Origin of the sequence: Streptomyces sp. NPDC001381, assembly GCF_042895685.1 — a bacterium.
Classification (GTDB): Bacteria; Actinomycetota; Actinomycetes; order Streptomycetales; family Streptomycetaceae; genus Streptomyces.
Map to the genome: position 1 here is coordinate 1 of NZ_JBIAWO010000008.1, position 26,975 is coordinate 26,975.

General features: G+C 72.5%; 23 protein-coding genes and 1 pseudogene. 7 read left to right on the forward strand and 17 right to left on the reverse strand.

The window, feature by feature from the left end:
- From ACFY2L_RS29585 to ACFY2L_RS29630, 10 genes and pseudogenes are all read right to left on the reverse strand, one after another.
- Positions 1-148, reverse strand: a pseudogene (locus ACFY2L_RS29585) (sulfate adenylyltransferase small subunit); the annotation flags it as partial.
- Positions 145-681, reverse strand: a complete 537-nt coding sequence (gene cysC / locus ACFY2L_RS29590) for an adenylyl-sulfate kinase (protein WP_390662538.1) — start codon at positions 679-681, stop codon at positions 145-147. The gene cysC and the pseudogene ACFY2L_RS29585, both read right to left, overlap by 4 nt.
- A gap of 29 nt (positions 682-710) precedes the next feature.
- Complete coding sequence (locus ACFY2L_RS29595; protein ID WP_390662537.1) at positions 711-1,421, reverse strand: phosphoadenylyl-sulfate reductase; 711 nt, start codon at positions 1,419-1,421, stop codon at positions 711-713.
- Positions 1,418-1,597 (reverse strand): hypothetical protein, encoded by a 180-nt coding sequence (locus tag ACFY2L_RS29600; protein WP_390662536.1) that lies wholly within the window; start codon positions 1,595-1,597, stop codon positions 1,418-1,420. The genes ACFY2L_RS29595 and ACFY2L_RS29600 overlap by 4 nt, the downstream gene beginning before the upstream one ends.
- Positions 1,594-3,291 carry a nitrite/sulfite reductase gene (locus tag ACFY2L_RS29605; RefSeq protein WP_390662535.1) on the reverse strand — a complete coding sequence of 566 codons (1,698 nt, stop codon included), beginning with the start codon at positions 3,289-3,291 and terminating at the stop codon, positions 1,594-1,596. The genes ACFY2L_RS29600 and ACFY2L_RS29605 overlap by 4 nt, the downstream gene beginning before the upstream one ends.
- 177 nt (positions 3,292-3,468) lie before the next feature.
- Entirely contained in the window at positions 3,469-3,552 is an 84-nt protein-coding gene (locus tag ACFY2L_RS29610; RefSeq protein ID WP_309486338.1) for a putative leader peptide, read from the reverse strand.
- A 151-nt stretch (positions 3,553-3,703) separates the two neighbouring features.
- Entirely contained in the window at positions 3,704-4,276 is a 573-nt protein-coding gene (locus ACFY2L_RS29615) for a GNAT family N-acetyltransferase (RefSeq protein WP_390662534.1), read from the reverse strand.
- Between the two features lie 73 nt (positions 4,277-4,349).
- On the reverse strand, positions 4,350-5,645 hold the full coding sequence (locus ACFY2L_RS29620; RefSeq protein ID WP_390823917.1) for a hypothetical protein: 1,296 nt from the start codon (positions 5,643-5,645) through the stop codon (positions 4,350-4,352).
- 223 nt (positions 5,646-5,868) lie between these two features.
- Positions 5,869-7,161: a GAF domain-containing protein gene (locus tag ACFY2L_RS29625; protein WP_390662532.1), complete on the reverse strand. Its 1,293-nt coding sequence runs from the start codon at positions 7,159-7,161 to the stop codon at positions 5,869-5,871.
- Between the two features lie 287 nt (positions 7,162-7,448).
- Complete coding sequence (locus tag ACFY2L_RS29630) at positions 7,449-9,083, reverse strand: acyl-CoA dehydrogenase family protein (RefSeq protein WP_390662531.1); 1,635 nt, start codon at positions 9,081-9,083, stop codon at positions 7,449-7,451.
- A 123-nt stretch (positions 9,084-9,206) separates the two neighbouring features.
- Here ACFY2L_RS29630 and ACFY2L_RS29635 point away from each other — a divergent pair, with 123 nt between their 5' ends.
- Both ACFY2L_RS29635 and ACFY2L_RS29640 read left to right on the forward strand, forming a co-directional pair.
- Positions 9,207-10,388, forward strand: a complete 1,182-nt coding sequence (locus ACFY2L_RS29635) for a YihY/virulence factor BrkB family protein (protein ID WP_390662530.1) — start codon at positions 9,207-9,209, stop codon at positions 10,386-10,388.
- Between the two features lie 1,027 nt (positions 10,389-11,415).
- Positions 11,416-12,093: a helix-turn-helix domain-containing protein gene (locus ACFY2L_RS29640; RefSeq protein WP_390662529.1), complete on the forward strand. Its 678-nt coding sequence runs from the start codon at positions 11,416-11,418 to the stop codon at positions 12,091-12,093.
- On the opposite strand, the gene ACFY2L_RS29645 is transcribed toward ACFY2L_RS29640, so the two are convergent.
- Positions 12,079-12,477 (reverse strand): VOC family protein, encoded by a 399-nt coding sequence (locus ACFY2L_RS29645; protein ID WP_390662528.1) that lies wholly within the window; start codon positions 12,475-12,477, stop codon positions 12,079-12,081. The genes ACFY2L_RS29640 and ACFY2L_RS29645 overlap by 15 nt on opposite strands.
- Before the next feature lie 96 nt (positions 12,478-12,573).
- Complete coding sequence (locus tag ACFY2L_RS29650; RefSeq protein WP_390823918.1) at positions 12,574-13,206, reverse strand: VOC family protein; 633 nt, start codon at positions 13,204-13,206, stop codon at positions 12,574-12,576.
- A 72-nt stretch (positions 13,207-13,278) separates the two neighbouring features.
- Between ACFY2L_RS29650 and ACFY2L_RS29655 the strand changes: the two genes are divergently transcribed.
- The gene (locus ACFY2L_RS29655) at positions 13,279-13,887 is read left to right on the forward strand and encodes a hypothetical protein (protein ID WP_390823919.1); all 609 of its coding nucleotides are present in this window, start codon (positions 13,279-13,281) and stop codon (positions 13,885-13,887) included.
- 104 nt (positions 13,888-13,991) lie between these two features.
- On the forward strand, positions 13,992-14,651 hold the full coding sequence (locus tag ACFY2L_RS29660) for a ThuA domain-containing protein (RefSeq protein WP_390823920.1): 660 nt from the start codon (positions 13,992-13,994) through the stop codon (positions 14,649-14,651).
- Positions 14,652-14,769: 118 nt separating this feature from the next.
- Here ACFY2L_RS29660 and ACFY2L_RS29665 read toward each other — a convergent pair whose 3' ends face one another.
- Both ACFY2L_RS29665 and ACFY2L_RS29670 read right to left on the reverse strand, forming a co-directional pair.
- On the reverse strand, positions 14,770-15,813 hold the full coding sequence (locus ACFY2L_RS29665) for a LacI family DNA-binding transcriptional regulator (protein WP_390823921.1): 1,044 nt from the start codon (positions 15,811-15,813) through the stop codon (positions 14,770-14,772).
- Positions 15,814-16,052: 239 nt separating this feature from the next.
- Positions 16,053-17,066: a hydroxyacid dehydrogenase gene (locus ACFY2L_RS29670; protein ID WP_390823922.1), complete on the reverse strand. Its 1,014-nt coding sequence runs from the start codon at positions 17,064-17,066 to the stop codon at positions 16,053-16,055.
- 291 nt (positions 17,067-17,357) lie between these two features.
- Here ACFY2L_RS29670 and ACFY2L_RS29675 point away from each other — a divergent pair, with 291 nt between their 5' ends.
- Positions 17,358-19,058: a carboxylesterase/lipase family protein gene (locus ACFY2L_RS29675; RefSeq protein ID WP_390824004.1), complete on the forward strand. Its 1,701-nt coding sequence runs from the start codon at positions 17,358-17,360 to the stop codon at positions 19,056-19,058.
- A gap of 21 nt (positions 19,059-19,079) precedes the next feature.
- Here the strand turns inward: ACFY2L_RS29675 and mmuM are convergent, their stop codons facing one another.
- A complete protein-coding gene (gene mmuM / locus ACFY2L_RS29680; protein WP_390823923.1) occupies positions 19,080-20,018 on the reverse strand; it encodes a homocysteine S-methyltransferase in 939 nt (312 codons plus the stop codon).
- Positions 20,019-20,115: 97 nt separating this feature from the next.
- Here mmuM and ACFY2L_RS29685 point away from each other — a divergent pair, with 97 nt between their 5' ends.
- Positions 20,116-21,261, forward strand: a complete 1,146-nt coding sequence (locus ACFY2L_RS29685) for an aminoglycoside phosphotransferase (protein ID WP_390823924.1) — start codon at positions 20,116-20,118, stop codon at positions 21,259-21,261.
- Between the two features lie 31 nt (positions 21,262-21,292).
- Here ACFY2L_RS29685 and ACFY2L_RS29690 read toward each other — a convergent pair whose 3' ends face one another.
- Positions 21,293-23,419 carry an autotransporter gene (locus tag ACFY2L_RS29690; RefSeq protein ID WP_390662519.1) on the reverse strand — a complete coding sequence of 709 codons (2,127 nt, stop codon included), beginning with the start codon at positions 23,417-23,419 and terminating at the stop codon, positions 21,293-21,295.
- Positions 23,420-23,777: 358 nt separating this feature from the next.
- Here ACFY2L_RS29690 and ACFY2L_RS29695 point away from each other — a divergent pair, with 358 nt between their 5' ends.
- Complete coding sequence (locus tag ACFY2L_RS29695) at positions 23,778-25,190, forward strand: RICIN domain-containing protein (RefSeq protein WP_390823925.1); 1,413 nt, start codon at positions 23,778-23,780, stop codon at positions 25,188-25,190.
- Between the two features lie 7 nt (positions 25,191-25,197).
- Here ACFY2L_RS29695 and ACFY2L_RS29700 read toward each other — a convergent pair whose 3' ends face one another.
- Positions 25,198-26,877 carry a rhamnogalacturonan lyase B N-terminal domain-containing protein gene (locus tag ACFY2L_RS29700; protein ID WP_390823926.1) on the reverse strand — a complete coding sequence of 560 codons (1,680 nt, stop codon included), beginning with the start codon at positions 26,875-26,877 and terminating at the stop codon, positions 25,198-25,200.
- Positions 26,878-26,975: the final 98 nt, after the last annotated feature.

Sequence of the window (26,975 nt, forward strand, 5' to 3'; positions counted from 1 at the left end):
CCTTGCCGCCGGAGAACAGGATCACCGGGTTCTCGAACTCGCCCGCCACCTCGCGGAAGATGTGCACCGCCTCGGACTCCAGCGCGTCCAGATGGCTGAGGGTGTACGGTCCGGCCGTGCCCTCCTGAGCCGTGGCGACGGTTGTCACGCCAGTCCCCTTTCGCTGAGCAGGGCGTACACCGACGCCGCGGACTCCTGCACGGTCTGATCCTGGGACTCGATCCGCAGATCGGGCGACTCGGGCGCCTCGTACGGGTCGTCGACGCCGGTCAGCCCGGTCAGCTCGCCCGCCGCCTGCTTGGCGTACAGGCCCTTCACATCACGTACGGAGCACACCTCGACCGGAGTCGCCACATGCACCTCCAGGTAGGCGGAACCGTTTTCCTGGTGGCGCTTGCGCACCGCCTCCCGGCTGTCCGCGTACGGCGCGATCACCGGCACGAGCGCCTTCACACCGTTGCGGGCGAGCAGTTCGGCGAGGAAGCCGATGCGCTGCACGTTGGTGTGCCGGTCCTCACGGCTGAAACCGAGGCCCGCCGAGATGAACTCGCGGATCTCGTCGCCGTCGAGCACCTCGACGCGGTGGCCCTCTTCGCGCAGCCGGCCGGCCAGCTCGTACGCGATGGTGGTCTTGCCGGCACTCGGCAGACCCGTGAGCCAGACGGTGGCTCCGGTCGTCACGTGGTTCTCCAATGTCTGTGTCATGGGGGTCAGCCGTGCAGCCCGCACTCGGTCTTGGCGCGCCCCGCCCAGCGTCCGGCGCGTGCGTCCTCGCCCTCGAGGACCCGGCGGGTGCAGGGGGCACAGCCCACGGAGGTGTAGCCGTCCATCAACAGGGGGTTGGACAGTACGCCGTGCTCGGTGATGTACGCATCGACGTCGTCCTGGGTCCAGCGGGCGATTGGCGAGATCTTGACCTTCTGCCGTTTCTCGTCCCAGCCGACGACCGGGGTGTTCGCCCGGGTCGGGGACTCGTCGCGCCGCAGGCCGGTGGCCCAGGCCCGGTACCCCTTGAGCCCCTCCTCCAACGGCTGCACCTTGCGCAGCTTGCAGCACAGGTCGGGATCGCGGTCGTGCAACTTCGGCCCGTACTGGGCGTCCTGCTCGGCGACCGTCTGGCGCGGGGTGAGCGTGATGACGTTGACGTCCATCACGGCCTCGACCGCGTCCCGGGTGCCGATGGTCTCGGGGAAGTGGTAGCCGGTGTCGAGGAACACCACGTCCACGCCCTTGAGGACCCGGGACGCCAGGTGGGCGACGACCGCGTCCTCCATGGAGGAGGTCACGCAGAAGCCCTTGCCGAAGGTGTCCACCGCCCACTGGAGGATCTCCAGGGCGGAGGCGTCCTCCAGGTCGCGGCCCGCCTGCTCGGCGAGCGCCTTCAACTCCTCGGTCGTACGGCCTTCCTGAACCGTCGTCATATCCGTTCCCCTCCCGTTTCGGTGCGCTGAACGCCCCGGGCCAGCAGCCCGAGGAACTTCAGCTGGAAAGCGCGGTTGCAGGCCACGCATTCCCAGGCGCCGTGGCTCTGCTCGTTCGGTCGCAGGTCCTCGTCGCCGCAGTAGGGGCAGTAGAAGGGGGCGGCCCGCTCGCTCATGAGAGGGCCTCCTCGCTGGCGCGCGCGGCCCAGGCGGCGAACCGCTCGCCGTCCTCGCGCTCGTCCTGGAACCGCTTCAGCACGCGCTCCACGTAGTCCGGCAGTTCCTCGGCGGTGACCTTCAGGCCACGGACCTTGCGGCCGAAGCCCGCCTCGAGACCGAGCGCGCCGCCGAGGTGGACCTGGTATCCCTCGACCTGCTCGCCGTTCTTGTCGAGGACCAGCTGTCCCTTGAGACCGATGTCCGCCACCTGGATACGGGCGCAGGCGTTCGGGCAGCCGTTGATGTTGATGGTGATCGGCTCGTCGAAGTCCGGGATGCGGCGCTCCAGTTCGTCGATCAGCGAGGAGCCGCGCGCCTTCGTCTCGACGATGGCGAGCTTGCAGTACTCGATGCCGGTGCAGGCCATCGTGCCGCGCCGGAACGGCGACGGCTTGGCGGTCAGATCCAGCGCCTCCAGGGCGTCGACCAGCGACTGGACCTGCGTCTCCTCGACATCGAGGACGATCATCTTCTGCTCGACCGTGGTACGGACCCGGCCCGAGCCGTGCGCCTCGGCGAGGTCGGCGATCTTCGACAGCGTCGCGCCGTCGACCCGGCCGACACGCGGTGCGAAACCGACGTAGAAACGGCCGTCCTTCTGGCGGTGCACGCCGACGTGGTCGCGCCAGCGCTCCACCGGCTGCGCGGGCGCGGGGCCGTCGGTGAGCCTGCGTCCCAGGTACTCGTCCTCCAGCACCTGGCGGAACTTCTCCGCGCCCCAGTCGGCGACCAGGAACTTCAGGCGGGCGCGGGTGCGCAGGCGCCGGTAACCGTAGTCGCGGAAGATGGAGATGACGCCCTCGTAGACGTCCGGGACCTCGTCCAGCGGGACCCAGGCGCCGAGCCGGACGCCGATCTTGGGGTTGGTGGACAGGCCGCCGCCGACCCAGAGGTCGAAGCCGGGGCCGTGCTCGGGGTGCTCGACACCGACGAACGCGACGTCGTTGATCTCGTGCGCCACGTCCAGCAGCGGCGAGCCGGAGATCGCGGACTTGAACTTGCGGGGCAGGTTCGAGAACGCCTTGTTGCCGATGATCCGGCGCTGGATCTCCTCGATCGCCGGGGAGCCGTCGATGATCTCGTCCTCGGCGATGCCGGCCACCGGGGAGCCGATGATCACGCGGGGCGTGTCGCCGCAGGCCTCGGTGGTGGACAGGCCGACCGCCTCCAGGCGGTTCCAGATCTCCGGCACGTCCTCGATGCGGATCCAGTGGTACTGGACGTTCTGCCGGTCGGTGATGTCCGCGGTGCCGCGCGCGAACTCCTGCGAGATCTCCCCGATCACCCGCAGCTGTTCGGTGGTCAGCCGGCCGCCGTCGATGCGGACGCGCAGCATGAAGTACTCGTCGTCCAGCTCCTCCGGCTCGAGGATCGCGGTCTTGCCACCGTCGATCCCGGGCTTGCGCTGGGTGTACAGGCCCCACCAGCGCATCCGGCCGCGCAGGTCGTTGGGGTCGATCGAGTCGAAACCGCGCTTGGAGTAGATCGTCTCAATGCGTGTCCGCACATTGAGACCGTCGTCGTCCTTCTTGAACTGTTCGTTGCCGTTGAGCGGGGTGAAGTGACCCACTGCCCACTGACCCTCACCGCGGTGACGGCTCACCTTGCGGCGGGGCGCGGAGGCGGCAGGGTTCTGCGGGGTGGCGGCCATGGTGAATACGTCCTTCGGGACAGCGACGGATGGGGCCGGCGCGTAGCGCCGTCCGGCGAGGGGCGGTCGGGTGGCGGGCAGGAGGCTCTCACCTGCGGGTACGGGCGCATGGAGGCATGCGTGCGCGTCGTTGCGCAGGGGAGGCAGGATCAGGAGACGTCGGCGCTGCTGGACTGCTCAGCTCGCCGGACAGATGGCGCTGGACATGCGGCCGAGGTCGACGTGCCGCCGACTCACCAAGGCAATTCCAGTTCCAGACATGACGGAAGCGTGTCACGGCGATCTGGACACAGTCCAGCTTTATCCGCCATGTGGACACCCTTGTCCCGAGATGCGAGACGAGGGTGTCCTCGATCACATGACCTGCGCGAACCCTTGTCCACGCAGGTCAGAACGGCTAGGCGGGCCCTCGTCAGGCGGGGTGCGCACCCGGCCAGGGGCCCGGCGCGGACACCTGCGGCTGTTCCTCCACCTTGGTGTCGAACAGCTTGAAGCCCCGGCGCTGGTAGTTGGCCATGGCGTGCTCACCGTCCAGGCTGCACGTGTGCAGCCACACCCGCTTGGTCTCCGGCAGCCCCGGCCAGCGGTCCCCGAGGTCCCAGGCGCGGGCGGCCCCGTACGACAGCAGGTGCCCGCCGATCCGCCGCCCGCGGAAGGCCGGGATCAGCCCGAAGTAGACGATCTCCACGACCCCGTCGTCCTGCGGCTCCAGCTCCACGTACCCGGCCGGCGTGCCCCGGTCGTAGGCGACCCAGGTCTCGACCCCCGGACGCGCCAGGTGCTCCGTCCAGCGCGCGTACGACCAGCTCAGCCGGTCGATCCAGCGGATGTCCCCGCCCACCGAGGCGTACAGGAAGCGGCTGAACTCGGGCGAGGGCACCTCGGAGCGGACGATCCGGACGTCACCGTCCGGCGCGGCGGCCGGGAGGAGATCGGCCGGGGCGGTCTGCTCCAGGGACCACGTGGTCACGGGGATGTGGGTCATGCGGTCAGGGAATCATCGGAGCCGAGGATCTGTCGATCGCGGTCCACGGACCGGGCCGTGCCGCCCGCCGGGACTACCGGTCCGATCCGCCGATCGAGCCCAGCGGTGTGGCGAACAGCACCCGTCCCGACTGCGTCCAGACCTCTCCGGTCTCCGCCCAGTAGGAGAGGGACTCGGTGTGCCCGCTCCAGCAGGCGTGCGACCCGGCGGCGCCGCACTTCGCGGCCTTCGCCCCCTCGGTGGTCTGCCGCCACAGCACGCCGTGCCGCTCCCGGCCCGCGGCCGCCCGGCTGACGTACCAGTCGCCGTCGTACGACAGCACGCCCCGCACGCCGGTGAGCTTCGTCTCGTACGCCTCCGACGCGCGCACGCGCCCGTCGGTGTCCGCGGCGAGCAGGCCCTCCTGGCCGCCGGCCGTGCTGAACGGGTAGCGCCACAGCCGGGCCGTCCGGTCGTCGCCGTCGAGGGTCCACTCGCCGGCCACCAGGCTGTCCGGAGCCGTGCTGCGGTCGAGGGAGACGGTGGTGGGCCGCGGGGAGTCCGCGGCGCCGTCGAGCCGGTAGGAGCCCACGGCCGGCAGGACGAACCGGTAGCCGTGCGCCGACCAGCCGCCGGCCACCCGGCCGACCGCCTCGCCGGTGACATCGGCGCGCTGGATGCGGTTCATGTCGTACACGTACAGCGCGGACGCGTCCCCGTCGCCGGCGGTGACCAGCAGCTTGTCCTGGTACCAGACCATCCCGGAGACATGGGAGGCCAGGCCCCGGTAGTCGCGGCCGCCGTCCACCGGGACGGCCAGCAGCACCCAGGTGTAGGAGAGGTGGTCCAGGTCGTCGGCGTCGACGAAGGCGACGCGGGCCAGACCCCGGTCGGCCGCCGCGCCGCCGGTGCGCGACCAGCCGGAGAGGATGACCCGGTTGCTGCCCCAGAAGCCGTCGTCGTCCGCGTCCCCGGAGGTGGTGACCGCGCCCGCCCGCCAGCCCTCGGTGTCGTCGGTGTTCCAGCAGTACGCGCGCGTGGCCGCGGGGGAGACCGGCAGGTCCCCGCGCTCGGCCGCCGAGCAGTCGCCGGAGTTGCGCAGGGTGCGGTCGGCGCCGGCCAGCACCGCGCCCACACCGACCGGCCGGCCCATCCCGGCGGCGAGCCGGTCCAGATCGGCCTGCGGGACCCGGTCCTCCGTCAGGACCGTGCCCTGCGCCGCCGCGGACACGGCGAGCGGCTTCAGGGCGCCGGGACCGTCGTCGGTGACCGTGGCCTGGGAGGCGCTGATCATGGTGGCGGCGGCGGTGAGCGCGAGAGCGGTTCCGGCCAGGAAGGCGCGTACCGCCCTGCCCCGCCTGCGCCGGCGGTGTCGGCCGCGATGTCTCATTCGTCCTCCCGAGGCGGGCCAACTGCGCCTGATGATCCGTACGTTGACCGAGGAGCAGGTGGGGTGACCCGTAGAGGATGCTACGGCAGTCGGCCGCCTTCCCGGACGAAGACTGCGCAAATATGCGGAAGATGCCACCGGGTGCAGCATTCCTGCTACGGTGCGCGATTCGTTCACTACGGCAGGTGGGCCCGCCGTCGCGGCGGCGCCCCTCCCTGCGTCGCTACGGTGTGCGAACCCGGCCCCGCAGCACCGCGGGCGCCGTCGACTGGGGCAACAGGTCCGCCGGGTCGGCCGGGAGGAGCACCTCGACCTCCGCCGCCTCGCAGAAACGATACGGCCGATGCTCCAGGAGTCCCCCCAGATACCGCCGTACCCGCGACATCTCGGCCCGCACCGTCACCGTGCGCGCCGGGTCGCCGAACATGTCCTCGGCCAGGCCCGACGCGCTGCGCCCGCCCCGGTGCACCGCGAGCAGGTAGAGCAACTCCGCATGCCGCGGACTGAGTTCGCGCGACCAGGAGCCGGCCCCGCCCGACACCGTCACCGACCAGCGGCGCGACCGGCTCAGATCCAGCACGATGTGGGCGGCCCCGCTCGGCGACCGCTCGCCCGGCTCGTCCACCGGCCGCACCAGCCAGCCCCCGGCCAGCGGTTCCAGCGCGCACGGCCCCAGCGCCGGCAGCCACCGCCGCCCCGCCGACGGCGACTTGGGCAGCGCGATCCGGCCGGCGTACGGCATCCCGGTCACCGCCGCCGTCCAGCCCTCCCCGTCCACCACCGCCGCCCGGCCGCCCAGCCGGGCCAGCACCGGCGCCGCCACCGCCCGCAGCCGCTCCAGCGAACCCACGTGCAGCTCCCGCAGTCTGGCCTCGGCGAGCTTCGCCACCGAGTCGACCCAGGCCAGCGTGGCCGGATGCATCGTCTCCAACGGCCCGCTCACATCGACCACACCGAGCAGCCGGCCGTTGCGCGGATCCGAGATCGGGGCACCCGCACACGTCCAGGTGCCGTGCGCACGCACGAAGTGCTCACCGGCGAACACCTGCACCGGCCGCCGCACCACCGCCGGCGTGCCCACCCCGTTGGTGCCGACCACGCCCTCCCCCCAGTCCGCGCCCAGCTCGAAGCCCAGCCCGTCGGCCTTGCGCAGCACGGGAGAACAGCCCTCCCGCCACAGCACCCGGCCCTCCGCGTCGGCGACGACCATGATGTGCTGCGCGACGTCCGCCACCGACAACAGCCCCTCCCGCAGCACGGGCAGCACCTCCCGCAGCGGCGACTCCTCCCGGCGGCGCCGCACTTCGTCGGCGCTCAGCAGACCGGCGGAGAAACCGTTCTCGGGATCCAGCCCGCTGCGCAGCATCCGCTCCCAGGACTGCTCGATCACCGGGCGCGGCGCCACCCGCGCCCGCCGGCCGGCCAGCCGCGCGTCACGCACCTCGTTGAGCACCCGCGCCGCCCGCGCGGCGTCGACGGCCGCGAGCTGCGGCACGTTCATCGGCGAGTGGGCCACAAGAGCCTCCCGGGAGGACACGCTGAGACGACCGGATGTCAAGTTCCCGCTGCGACTGTTTCCAGTCGTGCCGGCGGCCCCATCTTGCCGTCCACCTCGGCCGGAGGGGCGCACTCCGGTCACAACCACCGACAAGTTGCAACCCCCTGCAACCCTGGTGAACATCCACACCGTGTCCGAAACTTGAGCCACGCCGTCCCGAGCGGCGATCGTGGCCTCGCAGGGCCAGAGCTGCGGGGGTGGTGCCGTGTCGGCGCAGCACCACCCCCGCTCCCTGTCCGCGCAGCTCAGACCCCAGGAGCGGCCCGCTCCACCACACCCGCCAGATCAAGACTGTGCGGCAGTGTGCCGAAGGCCGCGCCGCCGTCCCCGCCGAGCCGGGACGCACAGAACGCGTCCGCCACCTCCGGCGGCGCGAACCGTACGAGCAGCGCCCCCTGGAGCACCAGCGCGAACCGCTCCGCCAGCCGCCGCGCCCGCGCCTCCACCCCCTCCAGATCGGCCAGCTCCGTCAGCAGCCCCTTGATCGCCGCGTCCAGCCGGTGATCGGCCCCGCGCGCCAGCCCCACCTCCTGCAGATACGCGTTCAGCGCCCGCGGCTCGCGCTGAAGGGCCCGCAGCACATCGAGGGCCTGCACATTGCCCGCACCCTCCCAGACCGAGTTCAGCGGCGACTCGCGCACCAGCCGCGGCATCCCCGACTCCTCGACGTAACCGTTTCCTCCCAGACACTCCGCCGCCTCCACCACCACCGGCGTGCAGCGCTTGGTCACCCAGTACTTGGCGGCCGGAACGGCGATCCGCAGAAACGCCCGCTCCTGCTCACCGCCGTCGTCGTAGGCCGCCGCGAGCCGCAGCCCCAGCGTCGTCGCCGCCTCCGACTCCAGTGCCAGATCGGCCAGCACATTGCGCATCAACGGCTTGTCGACGAGCTTCCCGCCGAACGCCGCACGGTACGAACAGTGGTGCACGGCCTGCGCGACCGCCTGCCGCATCAGCCCCGCCGACCCCAGCACACAGTCCACCCGGGTCGCCGCGACCATGTCGATGATGGTGCGCACCCCGCGCCCCTCCGCCCCGACCCGGCGCGCCCACGTCCCGTCGAACTCCACCTCACCCGACGCGTTCGACCGGTTGCCCAGCTTGTCCTTGAGCCGCTGCAGACGGAACGGATTGCGCGTGCCGTCCTCGAGCACCCGCGGCACCAGGAAGCACGTCAGCCCCTCCGGGGCCTGCGCCAGCACCAGGAACCCGTCCGACATCGGCGCCGAACAGAACCACTTGTGCCCGGTCAGCGTGTACGTCCCGGCCTCGGCCAGCGGCTCGGCCGCCGTCGTGCAGGCCCGTACGTCGCTGCCGCCCTGCTTCTCCGTCATCCCCATCCCGAACAGCGCCCCCGCCTTCAGCCGGGCGGGCCGCAGCTCACGGTCGTAGATCGTGGACGTCAGCCGGGGCTCCCACTCGGCGGCCAGCTCAGGGTCGGCGCGCAGCGCGGGCACCGCGGCGTGCGTCATCGACAGCGGACAGCCGTTGCCCGCCTCGACCTGCGTCCACACCACGAACCCCGCCGCCCGCCGCACATGCCCGCCCGGCCGCGCCCAGGCCGCCGTCAGACCGGCGCCGACCCCCTTGCCGAGCAGCCGGTGCCACGCCGGATGGAAATCGACCTCGTCGACCCGGTGGCCGAAACGGTCGTACGCGCGCAGGGTCGGCGGATGCTCGTTCGCCTGCACGGCCCACTCCTGCAACTGCGCCGACCCGGCGGCCCGCCCCAGCGCGGACAGCTCCCCGCGCACCTCCTCCAGCAGAGCGGGATCGAGGTGCCGCTCCACGGCGGACACCAGGGCCCGGTCGCTGCCGTACACGTCGTACCCGCTCAGCGGAGGGGGCTGGTTGCTCACGGTGTGCGTGCTGCCTGCCATACCGCGAACCTACCCCCGGGTACGCCCGTCATGACCGCCCGGAGCCCGCGTGCCGCTTCCCGGCCCGGCCACGCCGTCTCGCCGGAGGTGAGTGCAGACCCGAACGGCGGATACCTTTAGGGCGTGCAGCCAGCAAGACAGTCACCCGAGCCACCCGGAGGCCCCACGGGACGCCTCCACCGGGCGCGTGCCCTCTACCGGAACGTCTCCAAGCGGCGGACCGCCTGGCTGCTGTTGAAGGACACCGTCAACTCCTGCATCGAGTACCGCATCCTCGGTCTCGCCGCCGAGGCGGCGTTCTTCACCCTGCTGTCCGTGCCGCCGCTGCTGCTCAGTCTCATCGGCCTGCTCGGCTACGTCGACGACTGGACCGGCACCGACTCCATCAGCAGCCTGGAGAGCAACCTCCTGGAGGCCTCCCGCACGGTCCTGTCCGACAAGGGCGTCGCCGAGATCGCCCAGCCCATCCTCGACGACGTGATGAAGGGCGGCAGGCCCGACGTCATCTCCATCGGCTTCCTGTTCGCCCTCTGGTCGGGATCGCGGGCCGTCAACGTCTTCATCGACACCATCACCGTCATGTACGGCCTCGACGGCGTACGCGGCATCGTCAAGACCCGGCTGGTGGCGTTCCTGCTGTTCATCGCGGCCCTGCTGATCGGCTCGGTCGCGCTGCCCCTCATGGTCGCCGGCCCGGACGCCGTGGTGCGGATCGTGCCCTGGTCGACCACCGTCGTCCAGGTCCTGTACTGGCCGGTCGTGATCGTCCTGTCCATCGCCTTCCTGACGACGCTCTACCACGTGTCCGTGCCGGTGCGCTCCCCGTGGATCGAGGACGTCCCCGGCGCCCTGGTCGCCCTCGCCATGTGGGTCCTCGGCAGCTTCCTGCTGCGCATCTACCTCACCAGCACCATCGAGGGCGCCACGATCTACGGCTCCCTCGCCGCCGCCGTCGCCGTCCTGCTGTGGATCGGTGTGTCCGCCTTCGCCGTCCTGGTCGGCGCCGCCGTCAACGCCGCCATCGACCGCGTCTGGCCCGCCGCCGCCACGGCCGCCGCCCGCGCCGCCAACGAACGGCTGCGCGAGGAGGAGGCCGCCGAGTACGTCGCCCGCATGACGGCGGCCCGCTCCCACGACGACGACCCCGACGACCCGGACATGCCCTCCGAGTTCCCCGAACGCTGGTCGCGCTTCCTCCCGCCGGACGACGTCACGGCCCGGCTGCGCACCCACGCGAAGAGCACCCCCAAGCCGAACGGGGTCACCGGAACGAACGGCGAGGAACCGCCTCCGCCGGAGAAGTGAGCGGGCTCGTGCGGGGGCGCCGTCCCCTCCCGCACGATCCTCGGCGGCGGGGAGCCCCGCACCGACCCTGGTCACCGCGCACACCGGCTCGTTACGGGGCCGGCCCCGGACGGCCCAGTGCCGTTGCCGCTGCCGCGCTACGAGACCCGGCCGGCCGAGCTGCGGCCCGCCCCGCGCCCTGCGCCCCCTGCCCTGCGCCCGACGTCTTGCGCCCCGCGCCGGTGTCCTTCGCCCCGTGCCCGGCGGCGAGCCGGCTCGGGCCGACGGGGGCGGTGGCACCGTTGGGAGGCGGTGCGGGAGGCCGCGCGGGCGGCCCGCACGGCAGCTGCGGGGGCTGACGGCCGAGGCGGCGGGGACCCAGGTGTCCCGGTCGTCGGTTGGGTTCCGGGCGGGTGTTCCAGCCGTGGGGCGCTTTCGTGCGGGGCCTCCGGTTCGTCGGCTGGGCCCCGGGGGCGTGCAGCGGTCTTCGGGTGGCCTCCGCGTGCGCGTCCGGTTGGCCGGGCCGGGCCCTGGGCGGGCGTTCTGGTTGTCGGGCGCTTCGGCGGGGCGTGTTCCGTTGAATCGGCCGGGTTCCCGGCGGGCGCCCCGGCCGGCGGCTGGGTGCCGGGCCCCGTCCAGACGGTTCGGCGCACCACGGACGGTCGTGTCCCGCGCCGCTGGTGCCGGCGCCTCCCGGGCCGCCGGTGCGGGAGGCGCCCGGACCGGGCCGCAGCCGTACGCCGCCTCACCGGTGCCGTGGGCGAACCGAACGTCGATGACCTGCCACGCCCGGCCCGCGCGCTGCCCGCGCCGTCGCCGACCGTCCGCGCGTCACCGGCGGGCCCCTCGATGCCGTCGTCGGCGGAGTCCTCGGCCGTCCTCCAGCCGGCGCACAGGGGGAGTCCGAACGCGGGCCGGACACGAGCGTCGTGACCACCCGCGACGATCCGTGACCCCTCGTACCCCCTCCGGGAACGCGGCCCGACGGGCCCTGCGCGACCGTCCGCTGCGGCCACCGTTGCCCGGATGGAGGCGTAGCCTGGCCCACGTGTACGAGGAGCGGCCCTCCCGGCTGGCCGGGGCGGTGGTCTGGACGAACGCCCCCGTGCCGGGGCCCGGCGCGCGGCCGGTCCTGCCCGACGGCTGCATGGACCTGCTCTGGAACGACGGCCGCCTGCTCGTGGCGGGCCCCGACACCCGCGCATACGTCCCCGGCGGCCCGCCCACCGCCTGGGCCGGTGTCCGCTTCTTCCCCGGCACCGCACCCGCCCTTCTCGGCGTACCGGCCCACGAACTGCGTGACCGCCGCGTGGAGCTGGCCGACCTGTGGCCCGCGGCCCGGGTGCGGCGCCTGACCGGCCGGATCGCCGCGGCGGCCCACCCGGTCACGGCCCTGGAAGAGGTGGCGCTGGAGCGGGCGACCCCGCCCGACCCCGCACTGCGCCGGCTGGTCACCGCGCTCGCCGCGGGCCGCCCCGTCTCCACCACGGCCGACGAACTCGGCCTCGGCGCCCGCCGGTTGCACCGCCGCTCCCTCACCGCCTTCGGCTACGGACCCAAGACGCTGGCCCGCATCCTGCGTCTGCAGCGGGCCCTCGGCCTGGCCCGGGCGGGAGTGCCGTACGCGGACACGGCGGCCCGCGCCGGATACGCCGACCAGGCCCATCTCGCCCGTGACGTCAGGGAGTTCACCGGGACCACCCTGAGCGACCTACTGCGGCGGTAGCGGCGCGAACAGGTCGACGCCGTTGCCGTCCGGGTCGTGGACGACCGCGTACCGCTGGCCCCAGAAGGCGTCCCACGGCTTGAGTTCGCCGTGATGACCGGCGCCGACCAGCTCCTCGAACACCGCGTCCACGTCCGCCGGTGCGTCGCAGCGCAGCGCGAGCGAGGCCCGGCCGCTTCCGGACGGCGGGCGCCAGCCCGGATGGAAGGAACGCACGGTCTCCTCGGTGTCCAGCAGCAGCCGCAGCCCGCCCGGCAGCTCCGCCTCGCAGTGGGGCTCCCGCTCGGCCCCGTCGGGGAACGCGAACCCGAGCCGGCGGTAGAAGGCGACGGAGGCGGCCATGTCGGAGACGACCAGTCCGATGGCATCGAAACGTGTACTCATGCGGCCAGGCTAGGCAGGGCCCGAGCTGCCGGTCTTGAAGGAATCGGACACCGGCCCGGCGCGGCTGCGCGAAGCGTGGCGCCCGCGCCGGGGGCCTCAGGTGAAGGTGACCGGCCCGTTCGGGGTGTCCACCGTGAAGGAGAAGGCGGCCGGGCCCTCGGTGAGGAAGAGACCGGTGCCCAGGGCCGCCAGCAGCGGGCGGATCTCGTCCGGGTCGGGGGCCGTGGCGGTCATCTCCCGCAGCGGGGTCACGGGCAGCCCGGACGCGGAGGGGTGCGGGGTGGTCCCCCAGTCGATGAGGAAGGGCACCAGCCCGGACGGGTGCGGGGAGCCTCCGTCGGTCAGCCGCCACCGCAGCAGGGTGCCGTCGGGACGGCGCCGGCTCATGTCCCGCACGTCACCCGGGTCGTAGCCCTGTGCGCGGGCGCCGGCGACCGTCGCGTCCAGGTCCTGGGGGCTGATCGCCCAGGTGATGGTCCGTGGGGCGTCGAGGCCGTCCACGCCGAAGGGGCGCGGGCCCGTGGGTTCGGGCTGCTCCGGATCGGGACCGAGGATCTCCAGGTAGGCGCGGCCGCCCAGCCCCACCAGATGGTTGCGGGTGCCGTGCCCGACGTGCGCCCCGCCCGGTGCGGGAACCACTCCCGTGCGCCGGGTGAACTCAGCGACCGTCGCCGCCAGATCGGGCGTTGCGAGAACGATGTGGTCGAGACGTGCGGGAATCGTGTCCATCCCGCCCGAGCCTACGCGCCACGCCACCGAAAAGGCCGCGCCCGTGGAACACCTGTCCGGCAGGATGACCCCATGATCCGTGCCCTGCGTGCCCTGCCGGCACTGTCGCTGCTGCCCCTGCTGCTCACGGCCTGCGGCGACGAGCGGCCCGGCGCGGCGGCGGACCCGACCGAACTGGCCGACAGGGCACAGGCGTTGGGCATCGCCCCGGACCTCGTGTACACCACGGACGTCGAGGGCTACACCCTCGCCCAGCAGTCCGTCGGCGTGCACGGCGACGACGGCTTCTCCGCGGCCTACTTCTCCCGGAAGAGCGGCAAGTTCTTCCAACTGTCCGTCGAACGTGGCACGTTGACCGCCGCCGACTGTTCCGGTCAGCCGGTCGCCGGCACCGACGGCGCCTCCACCGCCTGCGAACGCGACGGCGAGACCTGGTACCGCACCACCGACGGCAGCAGTGAGTACGCCGTACCGAAGAAGGACCTGGTCATCCGGATCAGCGGCGACGGGGTGCCCCGCGACGACCTGCGCGAGGCCGCCGAGAACGCCCATCGCCCCACCGCCGCCGAACTCGACACCCTCCTGCCCTCCGCCCCCGCGGGCGGCGAGCCGGTGGAGCGCGGCGACCTGCCGCCGGAGGGCGACGGCGCGCCCGACAACGACGTCGGCGTGGGCGGATGACGAGTCGGCGGAGAGCGGGGAAGGTGCCGGGGGCCGGGGTCCCGGAAATTTCGCCCCGATGATCTCCCTGGGGCCCGGTCCGTCCCGGTCATAGGCTCGGCCGTATGACCGCCCGCCTGCTCGTGTACACCCGCACCACCGCCTACCGCCACGACTCCATCCCGGACGCCGTCACCGCCGTACGCGCCCTGGAGGGCTTCACCGTCGACCACAGCGAGGACCCGGCCGCCCTGGAGGCCCCGCTCGACGGATACGCGGCCGTGGTTTTCCTCTCCACCAGCGGCGAGGTCCTCACTCCCGCCGGACGCGAACGCCTCGCCGGGTACGTGGGCTCGGGCGGCGGCTTCGTCGGGGTGCACGCGGCGGCCTGCACCGAGTACGACTGGCCGTACTACGGCGAACTCCTCGGCGCCCGCTTCGACCGCCACCCCGCGTACCAGCCCGGCAGGGCGGTGATCGAGGACCACGACCACCCCGCCACCCGGCATCTCCCGGCCGTCTGGGACTTCACCGACGAGTGGTACGACTTCCGCACCAGTCCCCGTGGACGGGTCCATGTCCTCGCCGGCGCCGACGAGGCCTCGTACGACGGCGGCGGGATGGGCGCCGACCACCCCCTGGTGTGGTGCCGCGAGGAGGGCGAGGGCCGCGTCTTCTACACCGCGCTCGGCCACGCCTCGGAGGCCTACCGGGACCCGGACTTCCTGGCCCATCTGCGGGGCGGGATCGCCTGGGCGGCACGGTTCGGCCCCGAGGCAGGGTGACGACCTGGACGTGAACCGCCCTCCGATCCGCTTCCGTTGACGGAAAGGCCGGCACGCACCGGACGCCGGGACACCGGACGCCGGACTCCAGGTCCAGGGCCCGCGGCCGCGGTGCGACTCAGAGCCGGGGCGGAGCCGTGCTGGCCCGTTCCACCAGCCGCGTGGACAACTCCGTCCGCGTGCCCTCCGGATGCTCGCCGTCCATCATCCGCACCAGCAGCCGCAGCGCCGTCGCCGCCATCTCCGCCAGCGGCTGGCGGACGGTGGTCAGGGCGGGGCTGGCCCAGCGGGACTCGGGCAGATCGTCGAAACCGACCACGCTGATGTCGTACGGGATCCTCAACCCCCGCTCCAGCACGGCCTGGTAGACCCCCAGCGCCATGCTGTCGGAGCAGACGAACACGGCCGTCGGCGGCTCGGGAAGGTCGAGGAGTTCACACATCCGGCGATGGGCCACCACCTCCTCGAAGCCGCCGTCGCGCACGTACTCGGGTCGGTGCGGCAGGCCCGCCGACGCCAGCGCCGATCGGTAGCCGGCCACCCGGGCACTGCTGCAGATCTTGCGGCGCGGCCCGGCCACCACGGCGATGCGCTCGTGACCGAGCGCCAGCAGATGTTCCGTCGCGGTCACCCCGCCCTGCCAGTTCGCGGCCCCCACCGACACCACGCCCGGCGGCGGCTCCACCACCGGATCGATCATCACGAACGGTGTGCGGTGCTGCTCCAGCCACGCGTACTGAGAGGCCGTCAACTCCGCCAGGTTGAACAGCACTCCGGCGGACCCGCGCAGGGTCAGCTTGTCCAGCCAGCCGCGCTGCGGACGGCCCGCCCGGGTGCGGGACAGGGCGGCCGAGACCACCACGTCCAGACCGGCGTCGTGCGCCGCCTCCTCCACCCCGTGCAGCACCGCCCCCGACCAGGAGCTCTCCAGCGAGTGCACGACCAGGTCCACCAGCCGGGGCGGCTTCGTCGCGTCGAAGCGCGGTCTGCGCACATAACCGAGCCGGTCCAGCGCCTCCGTGACCCGGCGTCTGGTCTCGGGTGCCACGTCCTCGCGGCCGTTGACCACCTTGGAGGCGGTGGGTACGGACACCCCCGCCTCGCGGGCCACGACCGCCAGCGTCGGACCGGCCGTCGCGCTCCCACTCGCCGTGCGCACCATGCGGAACCACCTCTCCGGCCCGCCCGAGGGCCAGCGAAAGCTCGACCAGCGCCCTTTCGGAGCCGATCCGGACAGCCGGCTCGCAGAAAGCGCTTGCTATCCTAGGGGTGGCTCCGCGCGACGTGAAGACGCCGGGAATCGCGGGATCTTGGGTGCCGGACGCCTTCGAAAAGGCCGTGACCGGTCGGACGGCGGCGACGGGAGGCCGCGGCGGGCGGAGTGCCGGGCTCCCGCCCGCCTCAGGCCACCCGGGCCAGGTCCGCGTGCCGGACCTCGTGCGCCGGCGGCAGACCGCTCGCCAGACGCTCCAGTTCCTCGACGACGACGCGGCCCAGCCGCTCCAGTTCGTTGCCGAGGGAGCCCGCGATGTGCGGGGTGAGGAAGACGTTGGGGAGCCGGTACAGGGGTGAGTCGGCGGGCAGCGGCTCGGGGTCGGTGACGTCCAGGACGGCGTGCAGCCGGCCGGAGACCAGTTCGTCGGTGAGCGCCGCGTGGTCGACGAGGGCGCCGCGGGCGGTGTTGATCAGTACGCCGCCGTCGCGCACCAGGGCGAGGCGGGCACGGTCCAGCATGTGGTGGGTCTCGGGGATGTCGGGCGCGTGCAGGCTCACGATGTCGCTGTGCCGCAGCAGATCCTCCAGGGAGGAGAGCCGGGCGCCGAGTTCGGCCGCCTCGGCCGCGTCGACGTACGGGTCGTGCAGCAGGACCTCGAAGTCGTGGGGGCGCAGCAGTTCCAGCAGACGGCGGCCCACCCGGGAGGCCCCGACGACGCCGATCCGGCGGCCGGCGTTGCCGAGGGCGGCGGTCTCGGCGGGGGCGGGCCCGCTGTGCGTACGGCGATAGCGCTCGCGGTGGGTGAACGCGTCCTTCCCCGCGAGCAGGATCATCGCGAGCGTGTACTCGGCCACCGGTACTGCGTTTGCGGCCACCGCGCTGGAAACGGTTACCCCTCGCTCCCACAGGGCCTCGCCGGCCAGCGGTCGCACGGATCCCGCCGCATGCAGCACCGCGCGCAGCCGGGGGACCGCCCCGAGCGCGTCCCCGTCGAGGTGCGGACATCCCCAGCCGGTGATGAGGACATCGGCCGTGGCCAGCGCCGAGGCCGCGACGGGGTCGGCGAAGTCCCGCACGACGAGGGCGGGATCGATCTCGGCCGTTTGCCGCAGCCGGGCCAGCAGCGGGGCGGGGAACAGCAGGGGTAGGTGCACCGGATCCATGGCGAACACGGCCCTCGGCGGCTGGGCGCTGGGCATGACCCTCCTGAGGTGCGTGGAAAGCGTTTTCTGCGAGCGCCTTCCACCGTAGGTCCGCTCCGGAAGCCTGGTCAATCGGCCGGATGGATCGCCCGGCCGATAAGTACGTCTCCCGTGGTCCCCGCCCCCAAGGCGCAGGCGAAGTCCACCGGCGTCGGCTGCGGGCGGCTCGGTTTCGGCACCCTCGTGTACGCCGAACAGCCCTGCCGCAGGCTCGTGCACCGGAATACCGCGCGCCGGTGTGATGCTCTGGTACTACCGGTGCACACCGCGGCGAAGGGCTGGTGGCAGATGACGGCGGACCAGACGAACCCCGTGGCCGACGACCGGAGCGCCCCCGCCCCGGTCGTCGCGATCCCCTACGGGGCCGTACGGGGACGGTACGAGCACGGCATCGCGGTCTTCCGGGGCATCCCCTACGCGGCGCCCCCCTTCGGCCCCCGCAGGTTCAGGCCGCCCGAGCCGCCCGAGCCCTGGGACGGGGTGCGCGACGCCGGCGCGTTCGGGCCGACCTCGCCCAAACCGCCGTACTCCGACGCCTTCGCGCAGTACCTGTCCGACCCGGTCGTGCCCGGCGACGACTGTCTCAACCTCAACGTCTGGACCCCCGACCCCGGCCCCGGCGCCCGCCTCCCCGTCCTGGTCTGGCTGCACGGCGGCGCGCTGACCAGGGGTTCCTCGGCCGTGCCGGTCTACGACGGACGGCACTTCGCCCGTGACGGCATCGTGTTCGTCTCGATCAACTACCGGCTCGGCGTGGAGGGGTACGGGCTCTTCCCGGACGCCCCCGCCAACCCGGGCCTGCGCGACCAGCTCGCCGCGCTGCGGTGGGTCCACCGGTCCATCAGGGCCTTCGGCGGCGACCCCGACAGGGTCACCCTGGCCGGGCAGTCCGCCGGCGCCATCAGCACCGGCGCGCTCATCGCCGCCCCCCAGGCCCAGGGCCTGTTCCGGCGGGCCGTCCTGCAGAGCGGGCCGCCGGAAGCCCTGGAACGCGACAAGGTGCGCCGCATGGTGCGCCGGATGGCGACCCGGCTGAAGATCCCCGCCACGGCCGAGGCCTTCGCCGCCGTCGACCGCGATCTGCTGCTGCGCACCCAGGCCGAGGTCGGCAGACTCAGCAGCCCCGTCCTCGGCGGGCCCGCCTTCGGCATCGTCGTCGACGGCGACCTCGTCCCGCGCGACCCGCTCCAGGCCCTCGTCGACGGCGACGCGGCCACCGGAGCCGACCTCCTGCTGGGCTGGACCCGCGACGAGTACCGGCTCTGGCTCGTACCGGGCGGCCTGCTCGAACGCGTCGACCGGCTCGGCGCCGTCGCGCTGGCCGGGGCCATGGCCCGCTGCCGCTGCGGCCACGAGGTGCCGCGCGGCTACCGTGCCCTGAGCCCGGAATCCGGCACCGCCGAGATCGTGGGCCAGATGGTCACCGACCACCTGCTGCGCCTGCCCCTGCGGCGCCTGGCCGACGCCCGCCCCGGAACGTCGTACGTGTACGAGTTCGCCTGGCCGTCGCGCCGCCCGGGCCTCGGCGCCTGCCACGCCCTCGAACTCGGCTTCGTCTTCGACACCGGCCACAAGCCCGACTCGGCGAAACTCGCCGGAGAGGGCGCCCCGCAGGACTTGGCCGACGACCTGCACGCCGCCTGGGTGCGGTTCGTGGCGACGGGCGACCCGGGGTGGGAGTCGTGGGACGCCAGGCATCCGGTGCGGGTCTTCGGTGAGCCTTCGCCCGCGGACGACGGTCGGGCGCCTACGAACGACGACATTTCGCATACAGGCGCCGATGGATCGTATACCGCATACGGGCTACGGGATCGTGAGCTCGCCCTCTGGACGACCGCAGCCGACCCGGCCCCGCCCGCCTCACCGGCCGCACCCGGCACACCCGCCACGCCCCTGGATCCCCTCACCGGCGGCCGGATCATCCGCCGTACGGAGCTCAGATCGGCCGTGCGCCGACTGCGCCGCGCCGGAGGGGCGCGACAGGACTGACCCCGGTCCGGGGGCGTGGAGCTACGACGCTCCCAGCGTCCGAGCGATCGACGCGACGGCCTCGGGTCCCACCCGGCAGCAGCCGCCGATCAGGCGCCCGCCCGACTCCCGCCAGCCCAGGACCTGTTCGGGGGTGAAGGTGGAGCGGCCGTTCCACGCCCGGGCCGCGGCGTCCCAGGCCTCTCCGCTGTTCGGGTAGACGACGACCGGCTTGCCGGTGACCCGCGCCGCCGTCGCCACGGCCGCGTCGACGTCCTCGGGGGCGCAGCAGTTCACCCCGACCGCGATCACCTCGTCCGCGTCGGCTGCCAGGGCGAACGCCTCGTCCAGAGGCTGGCCGGCCCGCGTCCGTTCACCGTCGACCGTATACGAAAGCCAGGCCGGCACCCCCAGTCCCCGCACCGCCCGCAGCAGTGCCTCGGCCTCCTCGGCGTCGGGCACCGTCTCCAGCGCCAGCACGTCCGGCGCGGCGGCGGCCAGCACCTCCAGCCGGGGCCGGTGGAAACGTTCCAGCTCCTCGACGCTCAGCCCGTAGCGGCCCCGGTACTCGGAACCGTCCGCGAGCATCGCACCGTACGGCCCCACCGACGCCGCCACCCACAGCGGGCGCGCGACCCCCTTGTCCCCGGCCCGGCGGGCGGCTTCCCGGGCCAGCTCCACGCTCAGCGCGAGCAGCCGGGCGGCCTCCTTACGGGCGATCCCGCGCTGCCCGAAGCCCTCGAACGTCGCCTGGTAGCTGGAGGTGATCGCCACGTCCGCGCCGGCCTCGAAGTAGGCGAGGTGCGCCTCGGTGATCGCCTCGGGCCGCTCGGCCAGCAGCCGCGCGGACCACAGCTCGTCGCTCAGGTCGTGCCCGGCGGACTCGAGCTGGTTGGACATGCCCCCGTCCAGGACGACGGTTCCTGCGGCAAGGGCTTCGGCGAGCGGTGCGCCGTGCGGGGGAGGGGTGTCGCTGGTCATGTCACGACGCTAGTCGAACGGGTGGCGCAGGGACGTCCGCGTCCACTTCGTGAACAATTCGCCCACCATGTGGGAAGCGTCCGGCTGGCCTTGAGGGATGCCGCCCCACACCGCCACCGACCTCGTACGCGCCGAAGCCGGTGAGGTGCTCGGCCCCTCCGGCGGGCCCGCGCTGCTCACCCCGCTCACGCACAACCCGAAGAACGGAGTCACCGGCGGCGTCTGGACCGTCTCGGCCGGCGACCGCTCGGCCGTGCTCAAGGTGCTCACCCGCTCCAAGGAGACGGAGGCCGGCTGGGCCGCCTCGGCGGACCCGCGGCACTGGAACTACTGGCGGCGCGAGGCCGATGTCTACGAGTCGGGACTCGCCGCGCACTGGCAGCCGTACGGCATCCGCGCCCCCCGGCTGCTGGCCTGCGTCGAACGGCCGGACGGCGATCTGGCGCTGTGGCTGGAGCACGCACCGGGCGAACCGGCCACGGCATGGCCGCTCGCGCGGCACATCGAACACCTGCACAGGCTGGGCCGGGCACAGGGCGCGGCACCCCCGGTCGACGAGCCGTGGCTGACACGGCGCTTCCTGCGCCAGTACGTCGAGAGCAACACCTTCGGCCAGGAACTCCTCGACGACGACGAGGCCTGGCGCCGGCCCCTGGTCCGCGACCACTTCCCGCCCGGCCTGCGCGCGGACATGGTCCGTCTGCACCACGACCGGGACTGGTTCTTCGACGTCATGGAGCGCCTTCCGCGTGCCTTCAGTCATCTCGACATGTGGCCGGCGAACGTCCGCTCGTCGGACCGCGGGGATTCGGTCGCGCTCGACTGGGCCTTCGCCGGCGACGGCGCGCTCGGGGAGGACCTCGGCAACTGTCTCCCGGACAGCGTGCTCGATCTCTTTCTGCCCGCGGCCCGCCTTCCCGCCTACGCGGCGGCCGCCTACGACGCGTATCTGCACGGACTGCGGGAGAGCGGGTGGCGCGGTGACGAACGTCTGGTACGCCTCGCGGTGTGCGCGTCCGCCGTGAAGTACGACTGGCTGACGGCCCGGATGCCGGCCCGTGCGGGCGAGCAACAGCTCGACTACGGCGGAGAACGCACCGTGTCCCCCGAACTCCGCTACCGGGAAAGGGGGTTGACGCTCGCCTTCCTCGCCGAGTGGGCGGCGGAGGCGCGCGCCCTGGCCCCCCGGGGCGGATTCCCCGAGGCCCCGAGCGGCACCCAGAGGCGTCCTTACGCGTCCTGAGACGTCCTGGGACGTCCTGACAGTCTGACGCCTACGCCGCGTGCCGCCCGCCACCGCGGCGGGGCCGGGCCCGCCGGCGCAGGGTCATCGGCATCCCGAGCCCCGTGAGCAGCCCCGCGGCGAGGACGTACGGCCACCACCCCATCCCGCCGTCCATACCGGTGTTCGCGCTGCGGGTCCGCGCCGCGGCCTCCCCGGCGGAGGCCGTCTTCCGGGCGGACGGCGACGAGTTCACGGCGTCGGCCGTGAGGACCACGTCGTTGCCGTCGCCGCCCCGGTAACTGATCCGGTACACGGTGTCGGTGAGCTTCACCCGCGCGCCCTCCCGCAGTCCGGCGAAGGTTCCGGCCACCGCGCCGTGCCCGGAGTGGTCGAGGACGGCGATCTCCCGCTTCCGCTCGCCCCGCCCGGAGCCCTCGGCGGCCGACCCGGCCGCCGACAGATCGAGCCCGCCGCCCAGCCGCACCCGGCCGCTCACCTTCAACGGTGCTGCTCGCAGTACCAGTTGACCCTGGTCCTGCTGGGTGTAGTCCCCGCTCACCGTCAGCCCGCCCGTGACCACGCCCTCGTTGGTGACGGCCCCCTCGACCGTGCCCCTGCCGCCGAGCGTGCTCGTCACCCGCAGCGCCGAGCCGCCCGTGTCCAGCCGTGCGCCCGCCGAAGTGAGCCGGATCGCACGGCTGTTGGCGAGGCCGGCCCCGGCGCGCAGGGCGAGGGTGCCCTTCCGGACCGTGGTCGTGCCGGTGTAGGTCACCGCGGATCCGGTGAGGGTCGTGGTCGCCGTCCCGGACTGGACGAGCGCGCCGCTCCCGCCGATCCCCGACAGGGAGACCGGTGTCCTGGTGTTGCGCACGACGAGGGTTCCGTCGTTCACGATCCGCCGCCGTGCCGTCCCGGTGAGCAGGGAACCGTCCCCGCCCGCCGCCCCCGACCCCAGCCGCAGCACCGCGCCCTTCTCCACGGTCGTGGAGCCGTCGTAGTACTGGGCGGCCGCGAAGGTGACGTCGTTCCCCTCGGTGCCGGCGATGACGACGTCCCCGGCGCCGGGCGCGGCTAGCGTGTCGTGGTACACACCGCCGCCGATCGGCGCGCCCAGCGTCACCGGCCCGTCGTAGTCGAACGTCAGCCGGGACCGCCGCCCGCTCCGCTCGTGCAGGTTGATGTAGACGGTGTCCTTCGTTCCCGGCATGAAGATCCGGTGCGTGGTGCCGTCACCCCACCGCACGTCCGCCCCCTCGATGTTGGTGCCGCGCTTGTTCGACTGATGAGGGAGCGCACGCCAGTTGAGGCCGGGGTCGCTGAGCGACGGATGCGTGTCGCCGCCCTGGTCGCTGTAGCTGTACTGGCCGGTGAGGACGACCTTGCTGCCGGGCCGGGTGTGGACGTTGACGTCGCTGCCGTACGCGCGCTGGTAGAAGTCCTGGCGCAGGGTGATCGTCTGGTACAGCGGGGTGTCGATGATCCAGGAGCCCTGGTTGAGGATCGCGCGGGCGGCCGGCAGCGACACGGGGTATTCGGGGCGGCCGACGGCCATGCCCGTGCCGTTGTCGACGACCCCGGAGAAGGGGTGCGTGCCCGCCAGGTCGAGGGTGCCCCAGGTGTTGCGGGGCTGGGTGACGAGGCCGGAGCCGCTGATCGTGCCGATGTTGAAGGTGCGGGTCAGCGACAGACGGAGCGTGCCGTCGACGCGCACGTTGAGCTGGTTGAGCCGGAAGCCCGGGGTGTCGTAAGGGAAGTGGCCGATGAGACCGGTGCCGCCGCCGGTGCCGTACTGCAGCGTCGTCCCGCGTTCGACCGTGATGGCGGGCGGGTCGGGGTGGGTGACCGTCGTGTAGGGGTGGTTGCCGCCCTGGGTGCGCACCACCTGCCGCTGCCGCGCCTTCGGCAGGGTGAAGTCGCTGTCCCGGGTGAGGACCAGCGTCCCGCCGCCGCGCACGGTGAGCGTTCCCTCGCCCCGGAAGACACCGTGGTACGCCGTCGTCCCGGACGGCACGGTGACGACCGTGTCCCCGGTGAGCGTGACGTCCCGGCCGGCCAGTACGTCGGCGGTGACGTCCCGGGCGCCGGCGGCCACGGCCGGGGGAGTGGTTGTCAGGAGGGCGGCGACGGCCGCGAGGGCGCCGGCGGCCGCTGCTGAGGTGTGGAGAGAACTGCGCACGGCTCGGAGACGCTGCGGGGCCGTCGCCGATAACAGAAATTCGCAGCCGCGCCGGAATCCGCCGGGGCCCGCCGGAATCCTCCAGAAAAGGTTTTCTATCAAGTCTCGCGCGACCCGTTGACCTGCTCGTAACACACCCTTACCTTTTCGGCGTTCGTCATTCCACATGTTGTTCGCAGTGACGAACGCCCCTTCTGCACCCGCGACGGCGCATCCGTGGACCCTGCCACCGGCGGATCGACGGCGAACCGCCGGACGACCCCGACCGCCCCACCCGGATCCAGGCCCTGGGCCGGGGACCGGACGGCACCCCCGACTTCGGCGCGCCCGTCGCCGAGACCTGAAGGAGAGTGCGTAGATGAGACGTGCGTACGCCACCCTGCTCGCCCTCTGTCTGGCGTTGCTCGGTGCCCTCGCCACCGCCGGGCCCGCCCGGGCGGCGGCCCTGACCGTCCCCAACGGAGTCCAGTTCACCGACACCTCCGGAGACGTCGTGCACGCGCACGGCGGCGGTGTCATCAAGGTCGGCGGCTACTACTACTGGTTCGGCGAGGACCGCAACCCGGACAACACCTTCCGGTACGTGGACGCCTACCGCTCCACCGACCTGAAGAACTGGGAGTTCAGGAACCATGTCCTGACCCAGTCCAGCGCCTCCGAGCTCGGCACCGCCTACATCGAGCGGCCCAAGGTCGTCTACAACGCCTCCACCGGCAAGTTCGTGATGTGGATGCACAAGGAGAACGGCACCGACTACAGCGAGGCCCGCGCGGCCGTCGCCGTCTCCGACACCGTCGACGGCAGCTACACCTACCACGGCAGCTTCCGCCCCCTCGGCGCGTACATGTCCCGCGACATCACCACGTTCGTCGACACCGACGGAACCGGTTACATGGTCTCCGCCGCCAACGAGAACTACGACCTGCACATCTACCGGCTCACCGCCGACTACACGGCCGTCGACAGCCTGGTCGCCAACCCCTGGGCGGGTGGCCACCGCGAGGCCCCGGCCCTGTTCAAGCGGGGCGGCGTCTACTTCATGCTGACCTCGGGCGCGACCGGCTGGAACCCCAACCAGCAGCAGTACGCCACCGCGACCAGCCTGTCCGGCCCCTGGTCGTCGATGACGAACGTCGGCGACTCGACCGCCTACGGTTCGCAGACCGCGTACGTCCTCCCGGTCCAGGGCACCTCGGGCACCTCGTACCTGTACATGGGCGACCGCTGGGGCAACTCCTTCGGCGGCACGGTCAACGACTCCCGCTATGTGTGGCTGCCGCTGACCTTCCCGACCTCGACCTCCCTGTCCCTGTCCTGGTCCCCGGAGGTCACCGTCGACACGGCCGCCGGGACGGTGACCGGTACCAGTGCCACGTACAACACGCTGGTCGCCCGGCACAGCTCCAAGTGCGCCGACGTGACCAGCCAGTCGCTGTGGCAGGGGGCCCAGATCAAGCAGTACACCTGCAACGGCGGCAACAACCAGAAGTACTGGTTCAAGTCGGTGGGAAGCGGTTACTACCAGCTGGTCGTCCGCAACAGCTCCCTGTGCGTGCGGGAGAACGCGAGCACCGTCACCCAGGAGAACTGCGACGCCTCGGCCACCACCCAGCAGTGGTCCCTCACCACCAGCGGCGGCTATGTGACCGTCAAGTCCCGCGCCGGCGGCAAGTGCCTGGACGTGAGCGGCGCGTCCACCGCCAACTCGGCCGCGATCATCACGTACACGTGCAACGGCGGCACGAACCAGCAGTGGACGCAGGGAACATGAGGTGATGTCAGGCGAGCAGGTCGATCGCGTCGATCGACGTGCCCGCACTGAGGAAGGACGTCGTCCCCGAGCCGCTCGCCACGTAGATCTTCAGCTGGTTGTAGGCGCTGGTGTCCGTCAGCCAGGCGGACGCCGGCACGCTGTAGGTGAACGTGTGGTTGTTGCCCCGGTAGGAGCCCACGGTCAGCGACCGGGTGCTCGGCTGGGTGGGCGGGGAGGGGACGGCCGACGTCCAGGTGTCGTTGACGACGATCTGCGGACGGCCGTTGGCGTAGGCCGTCGTCACGCCGATGCGCAGGGTGTGCGCGGCGGCGGCCTGGGCGGCGGTCAGCCGGAAGTAGACGATGATCCCGCTGTTGACGTCCTTCCACAGATAGCAGGGGAAGGACGACGTCTCGCTGCCGCTGCCGATCACCACGTTGCCGGTCCAGGACGCGGCCCGCACGTCGGACGGATGCGCGTACGTCATCAGGTCGGCGTTCTTGAAACCGCCGGGCGTGCCGTTCCAGTCGCCGATCCGCCAGATCGCGCTCGCGTTGCTCGGGTCGTTCGAGGACGGGACGGCGATCGTGTTCAGGGTGGTCGTACCGCCGGCGGACACGGTCACCTGTGTACTGTATACAGCCAACTCGCCCTTGTAGACGGTCAGCGTGTACGTCCCCGGCAGCACCCCGCCGACGGAGAAGTAGCCGTCCGAGGCCCGCGCCGGCCCCCAGTACTGAGCGGCCGAATTGGCGAGCCCGACCGTGTAGGCGTACGCCGTGTTCCGCCCCGTGATACCGACGCCCGCGACCCGCCCCCGGCCGCCCGCTCCGACGTACCCGGCGATGCCGAGGGAGTCCGCCCAGGACGTGGTCAGCGTCCCGGGGAAGAGCGACGAGGAGGGCGCGCCGCCGTCCGTGAGGGCGATGACGTAGGGGCCCTGGAGACCGAAGCGCTGGGCCTCGGTCTGGTTCTCGCCGTAGTACAGGATCTCGTACAGACCGCCGCCGTCGGCGCTCTGGTGGCGCAGCAGGGAGCGGTAGAACGGGCCGCCGGAGGCCTTCTCGTGGTTGCTGCGCACGATCCACAGTCCGACGGATCCCGTCGTCCAGCCGATGTAGTCGTAGTCCATCACCCGCAGCTTCGCGTAGTGCTTGGAGCGGGTCTGGCCGTCGGACTTCGCGAACACGTCCGAGGCCTCGATGGTGGAGGACGTGTAGGTGTAGGAGTCGGGCTCGTCGTTGAGGAACAGGCCCTTCTTCACGCGCACGATGTAGCGGGTCGCCGAGACCGACGTGTCGGCCTTGTTGGTCCACAGGTAGATGTTGTTCTCGCCGCTGCGGGCCGCGTAGTAGTGCTTGAGCGTGCCGTACGTGACCGAGACCAGGATCGTCGAACCGGACTGACCGATCGTCACCGTCGAGGTGCCCAGGCCGGATTCGATGTGCGAGTTCTTGCCGTCGTAGCCCTGGTACTCGGTGCCCTTGTAGACCAGCGAGGTCAGGTCGCCGTTGGTCTTGCTGACCTTGAAGACCAGGCTCGCGCCGGTGTCGACGACGTAGTGGGAGCCGTCGTCGCTCCAGCCGAAGCCCGCGGCGGACGCGGGGGCGGCGAGCGGGCCGGCGAGGGCGGTCGAACCGGCGGCGGCCGCGGTGCCGAGGACGAAGGTGCGGCGTCGGACCGGGTGGCGGTCGGATCCGGACATGGGGGTGCCTCCTTCGGGAGGTGTGGGGTGTGCGGGTGTGGGAGAGAGTGACAGTTGAATCGATTTCGCGAAAGGGCTTTCGCTGCTTGGAGGTTGGT